The organism is Aeromonas sp. 25-248 (genome assembly GCF_053005425.1).
This window is the reverse complement of sequence record NZ_JBRKTB010000003.1, coordinates 60,424-78,375: the sequence shown is the minus strand read 5'-3', so window position 1 is coordinate 78,375 and position 17,952 is coordinate 60,424. Positions and strand designations below refer to the sequence as shown.

Below are 17,952 nucleotides of genomic sequence, written 5' to 3'. Positions count from 1 at the left end.
GAGGGGGCGCAGGCATTGACCGGGGCGTGTCGCCTCCAAGCCGGTGCCCGTGATGATGGGCGGACCGGGGGGATGGCGGTCAGGCCAGCGCCCGTGCCAGCAGGTGCACCGGGTGTTCGCAGCGAAACGCCGTGCTCATCTCGATCTGCCACTTGCAGGTCTCGCAGTCGGTGATGACCAGATCGGGTTTGAGCCGGTTTATCTGATCGAACAGCCCCTGACCGATGGCCTGGCTGGTGTCGTAGTTCTCCGACTTGAAACCGTAGGTGCCGGCGATGCCGCAGCACTGGGAGTCCAGCACCGTTACCTTGACGCCGGGGATGGCCCGCAGCAGTTCGAGGGTATAGATGACCCCCCCCATCTTCTCCAGGTGACAGGGGGTGTGGTAGGCGATGTGCAGATTGAGGGGCTTCATGGCCGGTTTGTTGCCCCGATCGAACTCGTTCCACAGGAAGCGGGTCACCAGGGAGATGCGATCCCGCACCTTGTGGTTGTCCTGCTCCAGCAGGTGGGGATATTCCTCCCGCAGGGTGAAGCCGCAGGTGGAGGAGGTGGCCAAGAGCGGCATCTCGTTGCCGAGCAGGGTGTTCTCCAGCTGCTGGATGTTGAAAGCCGCCTGCTGCCTGGCCTTGTCCATGAAGCCGTTGGCAATCAGCGGCACGCCGCAGCACTTCTCCCGCGCAAGCAGCTGGACACCGATGTTCATGGCGTTGAGCACCTGCACCAGCTCCTTGCCAAGCTGCGGGTGGTTGTAGTTCACATAACAGCCGTGGAAGTAGGCGATCTGGCGCGCAAAGCGGGCCTGAGTCGTTTTCTGCTTCTTGTACCAGCCGCGGAAGGTGCCTTGTGAATATTTGGGCAAGTCCCGGTGGGAGGAGACCCCCAGCGCCTTGTCCAGCACCTGCTTCATCGGTTTGAGGCCGGTGGTGAAGTTGACTACCGGGGCCATCAGGGTGGACATGCTGCCCATCAGATCCGTGTGGGAGAGCACGAACTCGCGGATCCCCGGTTTGAAGCCGCTGTACTGGTGCTTGGCCTTGGCAATAATGTCGCCGATGCGCACCCCGCTCGGGCAAGCCACTTCGCAGCGCTTGCAGTTGGTGCAGTATTTGAGGGCGCTGTCAAAGAGCTCGGGGCTCTTGATGCGCAGCCGTTCCCCATCCGGGCCCGCCTGCTTGGGGCCGGGGTAGGCCGGGTTGGCCTTGGCCACCGGGCAGTAGGCGGTACAGACGGTGCATTTGATGCACTGATCGAAAGTCTGGTTGGCATGATCCAGTAGCATGTCAGTTCTCCTCCCGTTGGGGTTGAAGGCACGGGATATGGGACAAAATCATCATTGGGCTGAACTCAAAATGTGACCGGCAGCCTGCCAGCCGGTGGCGATCGCGACACCTGAGCCAGAGCCCTCCTTGAATTGGGCATCGTCGTGGGCCAGCACGCTGTGTCGTTGGAGTGGAAATATGTGATTCATCTCAGCCCTCCGCCAGAATATGGCCAGCGGCTTGCCAGCCGGTGGCAACGGCCACGCCGGAGCCGGAACCTTCTTTAATGGGGTCATAGTGCGCCAGCACGCTGCCGGCGCCGTAGAGGTTGGCGAGGGGCCTGCCGCCGCGCAGCACCCGCAGCCGCTCGTCGGTCTTGACCCCGAAGCCCATGAAGGGGTGGTGGTCGAACAGGCGGCGGCCGGCCCAGGCGTCGCGCTCGGCAAGGCTCAGTACGTCGGCATCGAAGATGGGTTCACGAATGCCCCCGAGGCGCGACTCCAGTCCGCGGCTGAAGAAGCTGCCGGAGGCGAGCACGAAGTGGTCCGCCTCGAACAGCTGATCCTCCCCGTGCTGGCTGTGCACCCCGATCACCTTGTCGCCGTCATAGCGGGCGCCCAGCACCCGCTCGCTGGTGAGGAAGGTGCCGCCAAGGGCCATGAAGCGGCGCTTGAGGGCCTCCTGCATCCGCATGCCGATGAGGGACGGCGGCATGGTGGCCACCTCCTTGATGGTGCAGCCGGTGCGCCGTTCCAGCTCGCTCAGGCGCGGGCCGACCAGCCCCAGCGACAGGCAGGCGGGCAGCACGATATGGCGACAGCCGGGCACGCCGCATCCCTGCACCATGCGGCTGATCTCGCGGGCCAGATCCGCCAGCAGGTCCTGCTGGCCAGGCCCCTGCTTGTCGAACAGGCGGGCGATGTCGGCGGAGCGAAACTCGTGGGGATTGCGGCTGAACTCGGCCAGCTGGGGCAGGCGAATTTCCCCGGTCAGGATGCGGCTATGGGCAAAGCGGGCGTGGGTCGCGAGATTCGCCGCCGCGAGCGCCGGGTGAAAATCGCGAAACCCTTCCAGGGTGGCGAGCAGGATGGCGTCGGGAGCGGGGGCATCAGTCACGCAGGCACAAGTGTCGGGAGAGAGCCAGGTGGATTTCAGGGTGCCGATGGGGGTCAGGCGCTGGTGGTTGTGCTCCTGGCGCATCAAGGGTAGCCCCTCTTCTGCGCAGTGGCGTTGCAGGTCGGCCAGACTCCCCTCGATATTCTGCATCCCCACCTTGCTGTAAGGGTGATCCGGATGGGCCGCCATGAAGGCGGGCAGGGCGGCGCGGGGATCCCCGTCGCTCTCCAGCAGATCCACCGAGCCGGAGGAGAAGTGCAGGGCGCTCTGGCCGGAGGCCATCAGCAGGGTCTTCTGGCCCGCCTCGGCCAGGCGCAGGGCCGCCGAGAGGCCCGCCATGCCGCCGCCGATCACGATACTGTCAAATTTCATGGCTGCGCTCCTTGGTGGAATTTGTGGTGCTGGCGTCCTGCGGGAAGGGGGGCTCGCTCACCAGGTGGGGGGCCGTCCACTCGCCAAGGCCGAACAGCCCCTCGTAGATCCAGTAGGTAAATTCGGCTTCGCGCAGGGCATCGCCCCAGAGCACGGGCCGAGTGCCCTTGTAGCGCTCCTCCAGGAACTGGCGCAGCATGACGCAGGCCTGACGACCGTCCGCCTTGCCATACTCCTGCATCAGGCCGGCGGCGCGATAGGCGCACAGCTCCCCCTGACAGGGGCCCATACCCAGGCGGGTGCGGCGGCGCAAGTCCACCAGGTTGTCCACGTCGAGCTCCCGCAGGGCATATTCAATCTCGCCCGCGGTCACCATCTCGCACTCGCAGATGAGGGCGTTGGCCTTGGGATTGTCGCGGAAAAAGGCGATGACCCGCTCGCCGTGGCGGTACTGGGCCGAGCCTTCGGCGGGCACCGAGAGGCCGGGGGCGGAGACCTTCTCCGGATCCCGCGAGCCGGGCAGGCTCAGCTCGGCGGTGCGGCAGGGCTTGCTGTTGCCAAGCTTCTTGGCCAGCAGATCGGTGGCCCATTCGGCCATCAGCCGGTAGGTCATCAGCTTGCCGCCTGTGATGGTGTTGAACCCCTGGAGGCCGTCACGATCGCTGTGATCCAGCAGCACGATGCCGCGGCTGATGTTGCGGCCGGACTCGTCGCCATCCACCGCCACCAGGGGGCGCACGCCAGCGTAGGCCCGCAGAAGACGGGTGCGGGCCATGATGGGGGCCAGTTTTATCCCCTCGCGCAGCAGCACCTCCACCTCCTCGGGCTCGACGGTGAGCTGGTCAATCTTGTGGTAATCGATGCGACTCGACGTGGTGCCGATGAGGGAGATGGTATCGCCCGGCACCAGAATGTCCGCGTCCGCCGGTTTGCGGCAGCGGTTGAGCACCAGCTGGTTGATGCGGTAATCCATGATGAGCAGGGAACCCTTGGCGGGGAACATGCGGATGCCGAGATCGGCGTACTCGCAGATCTGTTGGCCCCAGATGCCGGCGGCGTTGATCACCTCCTGGCACTCCACCTCGAACGCTTCGCCAGTGCGGGTGTTGATGGCCTTGACCCCGTGCACTCTGTCTTGGGTGCGCAGCAACCCCAGCACCTTGCTGTGAGTGAAGATGCGGGCGCCGTGCTCTTTCGCGTCCAGCACGTTGGCGGCAGCCAGGCGGAAGGGGTCGACCGTGCCGTCCGGCACCTGGATGGCACCGATCAGCGCCGGGTTGACGTTGGGTTCAAGGCGCAGCGCCTCGGCGGGATCCAGCTGGCGGGCGTCGATGCCCGCCAGGGTGCAGGCGTCCATGAAGGTATTTTGAAAATGGATGTCATCTTCCGGCAGGGTGATGAAGAGGCCGCCGGTGTCCTCGACGCAGTGGCTGGCGATCCGCTTGAGGATGCGGTTCTCCTGAATGCATTCGCGGGCGGACTCCTGATCCGTCACCGCGTAGCGGGCGCCGGAGTGGAGCAGGCCATGGTTGCGGCCCGTGGTGCCGGCGGCGATGTCGTCCCGCTCAAGTAGGATGCAGTCGATGCCGCGCAGCGCGCAATCGCGCATGATGCCGGCGCCGGTGGCGCCCCCCCCTATGATGACGACTTGTGTGGTGATTCTTTTCATTCGTGCCCGTCTCATCTCTTCCAGATGAGGCCAGTGTGGCGCCTTCACGACGTAAAATGTTTGATATGGGCCAAATTAATGTTCGTAAACGCTCATTAAGTGTGAGGTGATGAGCGAAATGTGATGAACCTCACGTCACCGTCGAGGCGGGCAGGGGAAAGCATGACGGGAGGGGAGAAGGCCAGCCCGGGGGCTGGCCAGAGGGCGGCGTGGGGGAAACCTCAGCCGCAGCACTTTTTGAACTTCTTGCCGCTGCCACAGGGGCAGGGGTCGTTTCGCCCGACCCGCAGCGGCGCCGGATCCTGCTCGCCGTCGGTGTAGACCCAGCGCCCCTGATGGCGCACGAAGCGGGAGCGCTCATGGAGGCAGTGACGTTCGTCCCCCTCCAGGAACCAGGCTTTGAATTCCACCATGCCGAGGGTGTCATCGGGGCCGCCCTGGCTGGCGAGGATCTCGAGGCCATCCCAGCGGGTGTCGGTCGATGAGAGGTCGGCCGCGGTCAACCCGTTCAGATAGTCCGGGTGCCAGCTGTGTACCAGATATTCTCCCAATCCCAGCACGAAGGCGCTGTAGCGGGATCGCATCAGCTGCTCCGGGGTGGCGGCGGGCTGGCCTGCGTGGAGTACACCGCAGCACTTGGCAAGAAAAAGAGAGGAACCGCAAGGACATAGGTTCATGAGTCAGCTCATCTGGTCGATAATTAAAGGTGGCGGGATTGTAGCGAACGCACTTCCCTTTCGGCCAGCTTCCCATGCCGTTTAGGCAGACATCATGCAGCAATGAACACAGCACAAAGGGTGACACAATGACACTTAAGCAGAAGATCCTGTTACTGGGGGCCATCCCCGTGCTGCTGATGGCCCTGGTGGTCAATCTCAGCAACTACCTGGTGGCCAGGAGCGATCTGGAATCGGATCTGGTGGTGGCGCGGGAGAGGGCAATCAAGGAGCGCAAGGCGCTGCTCAGCAGTTATCTGATGCTGGCCAAGACGGCCATCGACAAGGCCTATGCGGAGCCGGACAGCCCGGAGGCCCGTGCGCGGGTGACCGAGATCCTGCGGCCCTTGCGTTATGGCAGCGACGGTTACTTCTTCGTCTACGACTTCCAGGGCAATACCCTGCTGCTGCCCACCCGCCCGGAGGTGGAGGGCAAGAACCGCTGGCAGGACAAGGATACCAAGGGTACCTTCCTCATTCAGGAGATCGTCAAGGCGGCCCGCGAGGGGGATGGCTACTCCGAGTACTGGACCAACAAGCCCTCTATCGGGCGGGATGCCCCCAAGCTCTCCTTCAACCTGGTGCTCGACAAATATCAGTGGGTCGTGGGCACGGGCTTCTACATCGACGACATCGACAATGAGCTGGCCACCCTGCGCAGCGAGCGGGAGGAGACCATGTATGGCTCCCTGAAAACCGGGGTGCTGTTCATCCTGGTGATCCTGGGGGTGACCCTGGCGGCCACCGTGGTGATCGGCAACCGGGTCACCCGCCCGCTGGCGGATGCGGTCGCAGCCCTCAACGACATCGCCGACGGGGACGGGGATCTGACCCAGCGCCTCAAGGTGCAGAGCAAGGACGAGGTGGGGCAGCTGGCCGCCGCCTTCAACCGCTTCGTCGAACGGATCCAGTCGGTGGTGAGCCAGGTGGGGGAAACCAGTCACCAGTTGCTGGGGGCCGTGGATCGGCTGCATAGCCTGAGCGAGCATGCGGACAGGCAGATGCAGGGCCACGGCAAGGAGACGGATCAGGTGGTGACTGCGGTGACCGAGATGAGCTCCACCGCCCAGGAGGTGGCGGCGAGCGCCTCCAACGCAGCCAGCGCCACCAGCGATGCGGCCCGCGAGTCCGATGCGGCCCGCGGCGTGGTGAACAGTGCCATCGGCAGCATCAACCGGCTGGTGGACGAAGTGCATGTGGCGGCCGGGGTCATCGAGCAGCTCGCCCACGAGACCGGCAAGATAGGCTCCGTGGTGGAGGTCATTCGCGGCATCGCCGATCAGACCAACCTGCTGGCTCTCAACGCCGCCATCGAGGCGGCCCGGGCGGGCGAGCAGGGGCGCGGCTTTGCGGTGGTGGCGGACGAGGTGCGATCCCTCGCGGGCCGTACCCAGCAGAGCACCAAGGAGATCAACGAGATGCTCCAGCGCCTGCAGGGCGGGGTGAAGCAGGCGGTGGAAGTGATGCAGGCCAGCGAGGCACGCAGCCAGGAGACGGTGCAGGAAGCGAGCCACATCGCCAGCTCCCTGGACAGCATGGTGGCGGCTGTCGGCACCATCAACGACATGAACATCCAGATCGCCACGGCCGCCGAGGAGCAGCACGCGGTCTCCGAGGAGATCAACAAGAACCTGGTGGCCATCCAGCAGATCGTCAGCGAGCTGACCGAGGCGTCCGGGGAGTCCAGCACCACCACCCGCGCCCTGGCAGGCACGGGTGACAAATTGCGCCAACTCGTCTCCCGCTTCCGTTACTAATCACATTTTTGCCGTCTGGACAGGATTTCCAGACGGCAAATTTGGGGATCGGCGCAGAATGTGTGAAAATCGCGCCATTCGTTCCTTTCGTTAGCCCCAACCCTATGAATGAGATCGTGAAAGGCAGTATCGATTTGATCCGTCAGCTCAACTACGGCCTGGTCTATGCCAGCCTGGAGGAGCACAAGGAGCTGTCCCGTACCGATCTGTCCCGTCTGACCGGCCTGTCGCCGGCCAGCATCACCAAGATCACCCGCGAGCTGCTGGACGGCGGCCTGGTGGTCACCTGCGGCGAGAGCTCGGTGGGGCGTGGCCGTCGCCAGACCCTGCTGCGCATCAACGAGCGCCGCTTCCAGTTTCTCTCCATGCGCCTGGGGCGCGGCTATGTGGACATGGCCCTGTTTGACCTAGCTGGTCACTCCCTGGCGCGCCATCGCCATGTCTTCAACGAGGCGGAGCGTGCCGAGCTGCTGGCCAGCCTGGTGCGGGCCATCGAGGGCTTTTTGCCCAAGAAGGCGCTGCGTCTGGCCTGCATCGCCCTCTGCCTGCCCGGCCAGGTGGAGCGCCACTCCGGCATGGTCAAGCATTTTCCCTATTACGATCTGCGCAACTGGCCCCTCGGTCCCACCCTGCAGGAGGCCTTCTCGGTACCCGTGCTGGTGAGCGGCGACGTGCGCACCTGGATCCAGGCCGAGCGGGAGTGGGGCGCTGCCAGGAACTGCTCGGATGCGGTGCTGGTGTTCGTGCACAACGACATCGGGGTCGGCATGGTGGTCAATGGCCAGCTCATCGAGAGCGAGTCGGCTCTGCTCGGGGATCTCAGCCACCTGCAGCTCGAACCTTATGGCCAGCGCTGCTACTGCGGTGGCTTCGGTTGCGCCTGCACGCTCGTGACTAATCAGGCGCTGGAGGCGCAATATCGGGAGCTGCGCGAACGGATGCAGGAGTTCGATCTGCCCGAAAGCGTCACCATCCGCGAGCTGTGCGAGCTGGCGCTGGCGGGCAACAGCCTGTGTCAGGACATCCTGCACCAGGCGGCGGGCCGCCTCTCCCGGGTGCTGGCGAACCTCATCTGCCTGCTCAACCCGGGCAAGCTGCTGCTCGGGGGGGAGATCACCCGGGCCGATCGACTGCTCTTCCCCATGCTGCACCAGTCCCTGGCAAGCCAGTTGCCCGCCGAGTACCTGGTACGCCTGCAGATTGAATCCACCCACTTTTACGAAGATCCCACCAAACCCACCTCGGTGCAGGTGCACAAGGCCTTGCGCGATGGCAGTCTGCTGCTCGACTTGTTGCGAGGCGACAAGGAGGCATGAGGCTCGGGTTGCAAGGACGCTTCCTGCTCATTCTCTGTCTGGTCAGTCTGTTGCAACTGGTGTTGCTGAGCGGGGCCAGTTACTACTATGTCGCCGAGCAGCGCTACCGGGAGGTGGGGGATCAGGCCCTGGACGTGGCGCGGCTGGTGGCCCGTGAGCCCGGCGTCATCGCCGGGGTGAAGCGAGCCGATAGCACCCGCCTCAATGCCCTGGTGGAGCGGATGCGGGCCGAGGTCGGTGCCAGCTACATCGTCATCGGCGATAAGGAGGCGCGCCGCCTGGTGCACCCCAATGCGGACAGGATAGGCAAACCCATGATGGGGGACGATCCCGGACGCGCCCTACGGGGGGAGTTCTACATCTCCCGCGCTCAAGGGTCCCTCGGGGTCTCGGTGCGCGGCAAGGGGCCCATCCGGGATGAGATGGGCAGGGTCATCGGCGTGGTCTCTGTCGGTTATCTGGTGCGGGACATAGAGGCGGACCTGCAGGGCTATTTGCGCTTCGGCCTCGCAATGACACTGCTCATCGTGCTGCTCAACAGCGTCGCCGCGGCCTGGCTGGCCAAACGCTACAAGCGGGCCCTGCTGGGATTTGAGCCCGAGCAGATCGGCCGCCTCTATGCGGAGCTCGACTGCACCCTGCGCACGGTGCGCGAGGGGATACTCACCATAGACGAGCAAGGCAGGCTCACCTCCCTCAACCCCAACGGCATCCGGCTGCTGCGCCTCGATGAGCGGGCCGCGCAGGCCGCCATAGGCCAGCCCGTCACCCGCTTGCTGCCCGGCAGCCGCATGCTCTCCCTCATTCAGGATCCCCGGCCCCAGTATGACGAGGAGATAGTGCTCAACGGTCAGTCCCTCATCGTCAACCGGCTGCCTCTGGTGCAGGAGGGTCGGCTGATCGGCGCCGTGTCGAGCTTTCGGCGCAAGGACGAGTTGGCCGAGCTCAGTGCCCAGCTCTCCCAGGTGCAGGCCTACAGCGATCTGCTGCGGGTGCAGACCCACGAACACAACAACCAGCTCGGCACCATCGCCGGTCTCATCGAGCTGGGGGCCACCCGGGAGGCGCTCGCCTTCATCGGCCGGGAGGCGGCCACCGAGCAGACCCTCCTGAGCTTTTTGATGGGGGCCATCGCCAAGCCCAAGGTGGCGGGCCTGCTGCTTGGCAAGTACCACAGAGCCCATGAGCTGGGACTGGTGCTGGAGGTGGATCCGGATTCCCGCCTGCACGACATCCCCGCCCGGGTCAGCGGCTCCCAGCTGGTGACCCTGCTTGGCAACCTCATCGACAACGCCTTCGAGGCGACCCGCGGCCATGGCGCCCCCTACCAGCCGATCCGGGTCTCTTTGAGCGATCTCGGCCAGGATCTCATTCTGGAGGTGGAGGACGGGGCCGGCGGCGTCGATCCCGCTTTGGCGGACACCTTGTTCGAGCGCGGGGTCAGCAGCAAGGCCGAACCCGGCCACGGCATAGGTCTGGCCCTGGTGCGCAAGACACTGGATGCCCTGCAGGGGACCATCACCATCGAAGCCACGGCGCAGGGAAGTTGTGTCGTCTGTTACATACCCAAGGAGGTATGAGTGATCAAGATCCTGATCGTCGAGGATGATCCGGCCATTGCCGAGATCCACCGTCGCTTCGTGCAGCGCCTCGCCGGTTTCGAGGTGCTGGGGGTGGCGCTCACCCTGTTCGATGCCAGAGAGCAGATAGAGATCCTCAAACCCGATCTGGTGTTACTGGATGTCTGGCTGCCGGACGGGGAGGGCTTCTCCCTGCTGCGGGAGTTGCGCCAGCGCGGGGCTCACCTCGACGTCATCCTGCTCACCGCCGCCCGCGAGGCGGCGGCCCTGCAGGAGGCGATGCGCCTCGGGGTGGTGGATTTCATCTTGAAGCCCGTGGTGTTCGAGCGACTGCGCGACACGCTCGACAAATATTGCCAGAGCCGCGCCGCGCTTGCGGCGCTGGCGGACATCGATCAGCAGGCGGTGGATGCGCTCCTTGGCTCCCCGTTGCAACAGGTGGCGGCGGGCGGCCTGCCCAAGGGGATAGACGCCCTCACCCTGCAAAGGGTGCTGGCGGCCCTCCATCAGGAGGGGGCCAGCGCCGAGGAGATAGGCAGCCGGGTCGGGGTGAGCCGCACCACGGCGCGCCGCTATCTGGAGTTTCTGGTGGGTCAGCAGCTGGCGAGCCCGGAGCTGGAGTACGGCACAGTGGGGCGGCCGGAGCGGCGCTACCGTCAGCGCTGAGTGGCCGGTTCCAACTCAAGAAAAAGAGCGCCTTTTGGCGCTCTTTTTGTGATGGCTGGGATCAGGTCGGGTCGGATTGCAGGGTCGCTACCGGCGTGCGACGGGCCTGCCACCACTGCCAGAGCGGCAGCAGCAGCATCACCAGGGTGACCAGGGTGAAGCCCAGGGTGATGGGGCGCTCCCACAGGAAACTCAGGGAGCCGTCGTTGATCACCAGGGCCCGGCGCAGATTGTCCTCCAGCATGCCTCCCAGGATGAAGCCGAGCAGCATGGGGGCCATGGGGAAGTCAAGCAGGCGCAGCCCGATGGCCACCAGGGCCACCAGCACCATCACATAGATGTCCATGGTGTTGAAGGAGACCAGATAGACCCCGATCAGCGAGAACAGCAGCACCATGGGGATGAGCACGGGGCGCGGCACTTGCAGGATCTTGGCCAGGTAGGGAATGAGCGGCAGGTTGAGGATCAGCAGCACCACGTTGCCCAGATACATGGAGATGATCACCGACCAGAAGACGTCAGGGTGCTCCATGAAGAGGCGCGGGCCGGGCTGGATGCCGTAGGCGATGAGGGCCCCCAGCATCAGGGCCGTGGTGCCGGAGCCCGGGATCCCCAGGGTCAGCAGCGGCACGAAGGCCCCGCTGGAGGCGGCGTTGTTAGCCGCTTCCGGCGCGGCTATGCCGGTCAGACTGCCCTTGCCAAACTCGTCCCGTTTGCCCTTGCGGGCGAAGTTGCGCTCGGCCCCATAGGCCATGAAGGAGGCGATGGTGGCACCGGCCCCCGGCAGCACGCCGATGAGAAAGCCCAGCACAGAGGAGCGGGCTATGGGGGGCGCTATCTCCTTTACCTCGTCCCGGCTCAGCTTGAGGGAGCCGAGCTGCTGCATCTTGCTCGCCTCCTCCTGGCTGGTGTCCTTTCCCGGGCGCAGCACCGTCATCAGGATCTCTGCCAGGGCGAAGGTGGCCATGGCCAGCAGCAGGAAGGAGAAACCATCGCGCAAGTCCGGGAGACCGAAGGTGAATCTGTCCACCCCGACGCTGCGGTCGATGCCGACGGTGGAGATCATGATGCCAAACAGCGCCATGATCAGCGCCTTGAGCACCTGGCCCTTGCCGGCGAAAGCCGCCACCGCGGAGAGCCCGAGCACCATGAGGGCGAAGTAGTCCGCCGACTGGAAGGCGAGGGAGACCTTGGCGAGCAGGGGCGCCGCCACCATCAGGAAGATGGCCGACAGGGTGCCGCCGACGAAGGAGGCGTAGGCGGCGATGGCCAGCGCCTTGCCCGCCTGCCCCTTGCAGGCCAGCGGATAGCCGTCGATGGCGGTGATCATGCTGGCGGAGCAGCCCGGGGTGTTGATCAGGATGGAGGCGGTGGAGCCGCCGAACATGGAGCCGTAATAGACCCCGGCCATCAGGATGATGCCGGAAGCCGGATCCAGCCCGTAGGTGATGGGGATCATCAGGGCGATGGCGGTGACCGGGCCCAGCCCCGGCAGCATGCCGATGAAGGTGCCGACGAAGCAGCCGACCACCACCATGAAGAGGTTGATGGGCATCATGGCGGTGCCGAGCCCTTGCAGGATTCCGTCTAACATGGGTTCTCCTTATCCCAGCAACTGGGTGAACAGCCGACCCGGCTCGAGATAGACATTGAGCCCCTTGGTCAGCAGGGCCCAGAACATGAGGGTGAAAGGTATGCTCACCTTGCAGGCGAAGGCGAGGCTCTGCTCGCCCATCAGCCGGATGCCGCCGATGAGGAACAAGATGGTGGCGACGAGGAAGCCGAGCCAGCCAAGGGCTAGGCCATAGACCAGCATCAGCCCCAGCAGGGCGAACACCAGCCGCCAGTTGCCGGACTCCTTGCCCAGTCGCTCTCCTCCCGGGGAACAGATCAGGATCAGGGAGAGCAGGACCCCGACACCTGCCAGGGCATAGGGCAGGGTGCTGGCGGTAAAGGGTTCATATTCGTCCCCCGGGTAGCCGGGGATCTGGGTGGCGTGATAGCCGTAGGCGAGGGAGAGCAGCAAAAACAGCAGCCCCCCGAACCTTTCCTTGGTCAGTGGCATGATGACTCCGATGGGCGGGCCTGGCCCGCCACAGGCTGAGGGTTATTTGATGAAGCCGAGCTCGCGCATCAGGCCGCCGATCTGCTGCTCCTGGCTGTTGAGGAAGGCAGTGAACTCGGGACCGGCCTGATACTGGTTGATCCAGCTGTTGCGCGCGCGCACCGCTTCCCACTCCGGCTTGTCGTACATCTGCTTGAGCAGAGCGGCGAACTCGGCGGACTGCTCGGGGCTGACGTCGGGGGAGGCGAAGTAGCCGCGCCAGTTCGCAAAAACGGTGGGGTTGCCCTGCTCGGAGAAGGTGGGCACCTGGCTGGCGTCCGGCATCCGCTCGGGGGCGGTGACGCCGAGGATCCGCATCTGGCCGGACTTGACCGCCTCCATCGCCTCGCCAAAGCCGGTGGAGAGCACCTGGGTTTCCCCCGCCAGCACCGCCGCCATGGCGCTGCCGCCGGCGTCATAGGCCACGTAGCGCAGCTTGCCGGCATCGGCCCCCGCATTCTTGAAGGTCATGGCGGCCACCAGGTGATCCAGACTGCCGCGGGCGGAGCCGCCGGCAATCTTCACCTTGGCGGGATTGGCTTCATAGGCGGCCAGCAACTGGGCCCAGTTCTGATAGGGGGAGTCCAGGGGGACCGCCAGCGCCTGATAGTCGGCGATGATGGCGGCGACCGGGGTGAGATCCCGGAAGGATTGCGGCAGCTCCTTGGAGAGGGACTTGACGATGATGGGGGTGGAGTTGACCAGCAGCGTCTTGTCGGACTGTGCCGAGGTCTCGATGAGGTGGGCGATGGCCTTGGCGCCGCCGCCGGCCGAGATGTTCTGGTAGGAAGCGGTGTTGATGAGGCCGGACTTGGTCAGAGCCTCGCCGGTGCCACGGGCCGTGTTGTCCCAGCCGCCGCCGGCGCCGCCCGGGATCAGGAAGTGGACTTCGTTGATCTGGGCGTGGGCGCCGACGCTCAGTGCGAGCAGGCTACCGATCAGGGTGCGTTTGAGGGTTCCTTGCAACATGGTGCTCTCCTTGTGATTGTTGCAAGAAGGTTAATTAATCATGTCTGGCTGGAAAACAATCTGACCGTAATGGCTATTAAGGCTGTTGTGACCATTGTGTTCATTCTGGTCATGGGCCAAAGAGGGGGGCGCGCATAGAAACGAAGCGCCCGTGAGCGCCTCGTCCGGCAAGGATCACTGGGTCGGTTTCGCCGCCGATGTGCTGACATCCTCCTTCGCCTCCTGTTTCAGGGCATCGCTCGCCTGCTGGCGCAGGACAACCTGTTCCATCACCAGCTTGTAGGCGATGTAGTACTTGTAGATGTTGCCCACATAGGTGACCGTCTCGGGGCCGATTTTCTCTGCTGCCACGTACTCGACGTTGTGAAACCAGACGTTGGGATCCAGCCCCCGTTTTCTGGCCTCGGCGCGGAGCCGCGCCACCCGGGCGGGGCCGGCATTGTAGGAGGCGAACGAGAAGAGGGCCTTGTCGAGGGCGGTCATGGGCTCGTCCGCATAGTAGTGATCGATCATCCAGCGCATGTATTTGACGCCGCCGTGAATATTGGGCTCGAGCTTGCGGATGTCGCCGACTTTCAGCCCCTTGCCGGTGGCGGGCATGATCTGCATGATGCCGATGGCGCCCACATGGCTGCGGGCCTGGTGGTTGAGGGCGGACTCCTGGTAGCCCTGGGCCGCCATCAGCAGCCAGTCCATGTCATAGCGTTCGCCATATTCACGGAACAGCTCGACCACCTGCAGGAATTTCTTGCGCTCCGCCTCGGCGGCGGCGCTTTTGACGAACTTGTTCTGCTTGAGATAACGGGCCAGGATCTCGTCCCCCGTCGCCTTGCCACGCAGCGCCTTGATCTGCTCGTTGAGCATGGCGAGCAACTGGGGGCTCTCCTTGCGCACCGCCCAGGCGATGACGCCCCCTTCCCGGAACACGGGGGCGTCGTGAATGGTGATCCCGGGGAAAATCTTTTGCCAGAAGCGGGCCTTGTGTTCGTCCATGACGATGAAGGGGAGCAGGCCCGCATTGACCATCTCCACCAGATCTTCATCTTCGAGCACCTCCGAGGCGGGCTGGAGGTCGATGAGGGGCTCTCCCGCCGACTTGCGGGCCTGGTTGTAGGTGAGCAGGCTCTCGTAGTAGCTGGAGGAGGGGCGTACGAAGACGCGCTGGCCCCCGAGATCGGCGGCGCTTTCCACCTTGGGGGAGAGGGGGCCGGAGACGAGCAGCTCCCGCACGTTTTCAAGCAGGGGATCGGTGAAGGCGATACCCTGCTTCTTGCGCTTGTCCGTGATGGTGAGATTGGCGGCGGCGATGTCGCCTTTGCCCTCGATGAGGGAGGTCAGCAGGGCTTCCCGGGCCACGGGAATGAAGACGAAGTGCACCTTGAGGTGGCGTTTGATCGCCTTTTGCTTGCGCAACTGTTCGTTGAGGCGCTGCTCCACCTGCATGAAGGCATCGTAGGTGACGCCCCGCTGCACGCCCTTGGTGATGAAAAATCCCGTCTTGTTGTAGGTGGTGAGCACTCGGATGGTGCGCTGCTCCAGCATGACGTCGAGATCCCCCAGCCTGGGTCTGGCAAGCTCGTCGTTTGCAAAGCTCAGGGCGCTTTTCTCCGTCTTTTCCTCGGGGGCCACCTGCTTGCCGGATTCGGCTCCCCAGGCTGGCGTCAGGGAGCAGAACCACCAGATCACAATCATCCATGCGCGTTTCATCACTTACACCTCGCTCGTTTTATTGAGTGTAAGTGGCGCCTTGTGGGTGATTTAGCTTATTGGGTTTGATAGAGATGGCCCCATAGCACGATTTCCACTATTCCATCCAGGAGTGCCCGCCCATGAAAAAAGGAGCCTCGAGGCTCCTCTTTTTCTGCGTGTTGCGGGCCCGTTTGGCTAGAACCAGAAGCCGATGATGAAGGAGCCCGCCAGGGTCAGCATCACGTTGGCCACCGCATAGGTGCCGGCGTAGCCGAGCGCCGGGATGGAGCTGTTGGCCGCCTCGTTCACCACGTCCATGGCCGGGGCGCAGGTACGGGCGCCCGTGATGGCACCGAGCAGCAGGGCCGGGTTCATTTTCAGCACCCAGACACCGAACAGGTAGCCTACCAGCACTGGCAAGGTGGTCACCAGCATGCCGGAGAAGAGCACCACCATCCCCACTTCGCTTAGGTGATCAAGGATGCCGCCCCCGGCCTTGAGGCCGGTACTCACCATGAAGACGGCGAGTCCGAGATCCTTGGCAAGGCGCAGGGCACCGGGTGGCACATAGCCCACCGTGGGGTGGTTGGCACGCAGGTAGCCCATCAGGATCCCCGCCAGCAGCAGGCCGACGGCATTGCCGAGGCCGAACTCTATCTGGCCGAACACCAGGGAGACGGAGCCGATGAGCAGGCCCAGCACGAAGAAGGTGGCGAAAGCCACCAGATCCGTGGTCTGGCTATGGATGCTGATGAAGCCTATCTTGTTGGCCAGCAGCTTGACCCGCTGCTTCTCGCCGCTGATCTGCAGCACGTCGCCCTTTTGCAGCATGATGTTGCGATCAAAGGGCATCTCTATCTGGGAGCGCACCACCCGGTTGAGGAAGCATCCCTTCTCGGTGAGGTTGAGCTCCACCAGATGGCGACCCACCACGGCATCATTCTTCACCACGATCTCTTCGGTGACGATCTGCAGGTCAAGGAGGTTGCGATCGAACACCTCCTTGCCGTTGCGGTAGTTGACGTCGAGCTTCTCGTGGCTCTCGGGGTAGCCCACCAGGGCGATCTCGTCCCCTTCCTGAATGACGGCGTCACCATCGGGGCTGGCCAGAATGCCGTTGCGGCGAATGCGCTCCACATAGCAGCCGGTGTGGGGATAGATGCCGGTTTCGCGCAGGGTACGACCGCCGATCCAGGCGGCGAGCTCCGGGCCGACCCGATAGGCGCGGATGATGGGCAGATAGGTCTTGCGGCTCTCGCTGTCGGAGAGCCCCCGCTCGCGGGCGATCTTCTGGGCCTCGGTGTTGAGATCCAGCCTGGCCAGGGAAGGAAGGTAGCGCACCACCAGCATCAGGCCCACCAGGCCCACCAGGTAGGTCAGGGCGTAGCCTATCCCCATGTTGTCGAGCACCGACTGCATGTCGGTCTGGTGGGGCAGGTTGAGCAATCCGCTTCGCAGGGCGTCCTGTGCCCCCACCAGGGCCGGCGTGGAGGTGAGGGAACCTGCCAGAATGCCGGCGGCCATGCCGGGCCCCAGATTGAAGAACTTGGCGAGCCCCACGGTGAGCAGCAGGGCCGACAGCAGGATCACCAGGGTCAGGGTGATGTAGTGGATGCCGTCGCGCAGGAAGACGCTGAAGAAGTGGGGGCCGGCCTCGATGCCCACGCAGAAGATGAACAGCATAAAGCCGACGTTTTCAGTGGAGGTGGAAAACTGGAATCCCATCTGGCCAAACAGCAGGGCGGTGAAGAGCACGCCTATGGTGTTGCCTATCTGGAAGTTGCCGATGCGTACCTTGCCCAGCAGCAGCCCGAAGGCCAGTACCACGAACAGCAGCAGGGAGTCGCTTTGATGTAGCAGTGTCACGAAATCTATGGTCATGCCCGGAAAAACCGAGGAAAAAAGTGGGGCCGATATTGTGCCGGATCCTGTATCAAGAAAGAAGCGCCAAAGCGGATTAACAGCCAGTTAAGTGCTGGTCTCTTCGGTGAAGATAGGGATGCGAGGGGGGGCTGGGGAAAACACCTCTATTTTACGCTGCAAGGCCCGCTGTCAATGAGTGAAATATGCTGTCGAGCAGAGAGGGGATGACGCTCCTGTGGACAATTTATTACCTGCTGCATGGGGAGCAAACGGGCATGTTTTTCAGCATTTTCCACTGAGGAAATTGAAGGGTGACAAAAGAGACTCATGACTCATCCGGCGAGGGCTGACCCGCAGGACGCGGCATAGCGAAAAAAAATCCCCCACAGGCAGCACCGCGAGTCGATTCATCCCATTTAGGGGGGAAGGGAAAAACAGCAGAAAATGGGGAAGAGCGGGGGCAGCCATCGCAAACCGGGGACAATGGCTGCCAGCCCAGATGAACCGTGGCTTTGGTCAAGTTACCCACAGAAACTGTGGATAACCCTGTTTATGAAACTTGGCGATCAGGCTGAAAGCCGCGCCAATACTGGGCTGCAAGGACTGTTCAAAAAATACCTGCAATAAATTGTTTCTATAAAAATCAAATAGTTATGCGCAGCAGAACAAAACGCTGCTGGTCAGTATCGGGAGATCAAAAGGGAGTCAGGCCGCAGGGAAGGGCTTGTGCATTAAAATTGGAAGAGGAAAGCACTAAAGTGGATAACTTGCACCGAGATGGTGAGGAATTGGCTCCCCCGACTGGACTTGAACCAGTGACATACGGATTAACAGTCCGCCGTTCTACCGACTGAACTACGGGGGAACATCAGG

General features: G+C 63.6%; 13 protein-coding genes and 1 tRNA gene. 4 read left to right on the top strand and 10 right to left on the bottom strand.

The window, feature by feature from the left end:
* Window positions 1–79: 79 nt before the first annotated feature.
* From glpC to ACVDHI_RS06810, 4 genes are all read right to left on the bottom strand, one after another.
* Entirely contained in the window at window positions 80–1,282 is a 1,203-nt protein-coding gene (gene glpC, locus ACVDHI_RS06825) for an anaerobic glycerol-3-phosphate dehydrogenase subunit GlpC (RefSeq protein WP_447211888.1), read from the bottom strand.
* A gap of 190 nt (window positions 1,283–1,472) precedes the next feature.
* Window positions 1,473–2,750, bottom strand: coding sequence for a glycerol-3-phosphate dehydrogenase subunit GlpB (gene glpB / locus ACVDHI_RS06820; RefSeq protein ID WP_447211887.1), 1,278 nt, complete (start codon window positions 2,748–2,750; stop codon window positions 1,473–1,475).
* Window positions 2,740–4,419, bottom strand: a complete 1,680-nt coding sequence (gene glpA, locus ACVDHI_RS06815; RefSeq protein WP_447211886.1) for an anaerobic glycerol-3-phosphate dehydrogenase subunit A — start codon at window positions 4,417–4,419, stop codon at window positions 2,740–2,742. The genes glpB and glpA overlap by 11 nt, the downstream gene beginning before the upstream one ends.
* Before the next feature lie 221 nt (window positions 4,420–4,640).
* Entirely contained in the window at window positions 4,641–5,096 is a 456-nt protein-coding gene (locus tag ACVDHI_RS06810) for a YchJ family protein (RefSeq protein ID WP_080768035.1), read from the bottom strand.
* A 128-nt stretch (window positions 5,097–5,224) separates the two neighbouring features.
* Here ACVDHI_RS06810 and ACVDHI_RS06805 point away from each other — a divergent pair, with 128 nt between their 5' ends.
* The 4 genes from ACVDHI_RS06805 (at window position 5,225) to ACVDHI_RS06790 (ending at window position 10,454) form a co-directional block, all read left to right on the top strand.
* On the top strand, window positions 5,225–6,892 hold the full coding sequence (locus ACVDHI_RS06805; RefSeq protein WP_447211885.1) for a methyl-accepting chemotaxis protein: 1,668 nt from the start codon (window positions 5,225–5,227) through the stop codon (window positions 6,890–6,892).
* A gap of 104 nt (window positions 6,893–6,996) precedes the next feature.
* Window positions 6,997–8,208, top strand: a complete 1,212-nt coding sequence (locus ACVDHI_RS06800) for an ROK family transcriptional regulator (RefSeq protein ID WP_029314606.1) — start codon at window positions 6,997–6,999, stop codon at window positions 8,206–8,208.
* Window positions 8,205–9,788, top strand: a complete 1,584-nt coding sequence (locus tag ACVDHI_RS06795; RefSeq protein WP_324063421.1) for a sensor histidine kinase — start codon at window positions 8,205–8,207, stop codon at window positions 9,786–9,788. Before ACVDHI_RS06800 ends, ACVDHI_RS06795 begins: the two co-directional genes overlap by 4 nt.
* Window positions 9,789–10,454 (top strand): response regulator, encoded by a 666-nt coding sequence (locus ACVDHI_RS06790; RefSeq protein ID WP_042016544.1) that lies wholly within the window; start codon window positions 9,789–9,791, stop codon window positions 10,452–10,454.
* Between the two features lie 61 nt (window positions 10,455–10,515).
* Here ACVDHI_RS06790 and ACVDHI_RS06785 read toward each other — a convergent pair whose 3' ends face one another.
* The 6 genes from ACVDHI_RS06785 to ACVDHI_RS06760 all read right to left on the bottom strand — a co-directional run bounded on the left by ACVDHI_RS06785 (window position 10,516) and on the right by ACVDHI_RS06760 (window position 17,944).
* Window positions 10,516–12,048, bottom strand: a complete 1,533-nt coding sequence (locus tag ACVDHI_RS06785; protein ID WP_039041029.1) for a tripartite tricarboxylate transporter permease — start codon at window positions 12,046–12,048, stop codon at window positions 10,516–10,518.
* Between the two features lie 9 nt (window positions 12,049–12,057).
* Entirely contained in the window at window positions 12,058–12,519 is a 462-nt protein-coding gene (locus tag ACVDHI_RS06780) for a tripartite tricarboxylate transporter TctB family protein (RefSeq protein ID WP_039041030.1), read from the bottom strand.
* 42 nt (window positions 12,520–12,561) lie between these two features.
* Window positions 12,562–13,527 (bottom strand): tripartite tricarboxylate transporter substrate binding protein, encoded by a 966-nt coding sequence (locus tag ACVDHI_RS06775; protein WP_104452983.1) that lies wholly within the window; start codon window positions 13,525–13,527, stop codon window positions 12,562–12,564.
* A 174-nt stretch (window positions 13,528–13,701) separates the two neighbouring features.
* Complete coding sequence (locus ACVDHI_RS06770; protein ID WP_447211884.1) at window positions 13,702–15,234, bottom strand: transglycosylase SLT domain-containing protein; 1,533 nt, start codon at window positions 15,232–15,234, stop codon at window positions 13,702–13,704.
* A 177-nt stretch (window positions 15,235–15,411) separates the two neighbouring features.
* Window positions 15,412–17,097, bottom strand: a complete 1,686-nt coding sequence (locus ACVDHI_RS06765) for an aspartate:alanine antiporter (RefSeq protein WP_029314601.1) — start codon at window positions 17,095–17,097, stop codon at window positions 15,412–15,414.
* A 771-nt stretch (window positions 17,098–17,868) separates the two neighbouring features.
* Window positions 17,869–17,944 (bottom strand) — tRNA-Asn (locus ACVDHI_RS06760).
* Between the last annotated feature and the right edge of the window lie 8 nt (window positions 17,945–17,952).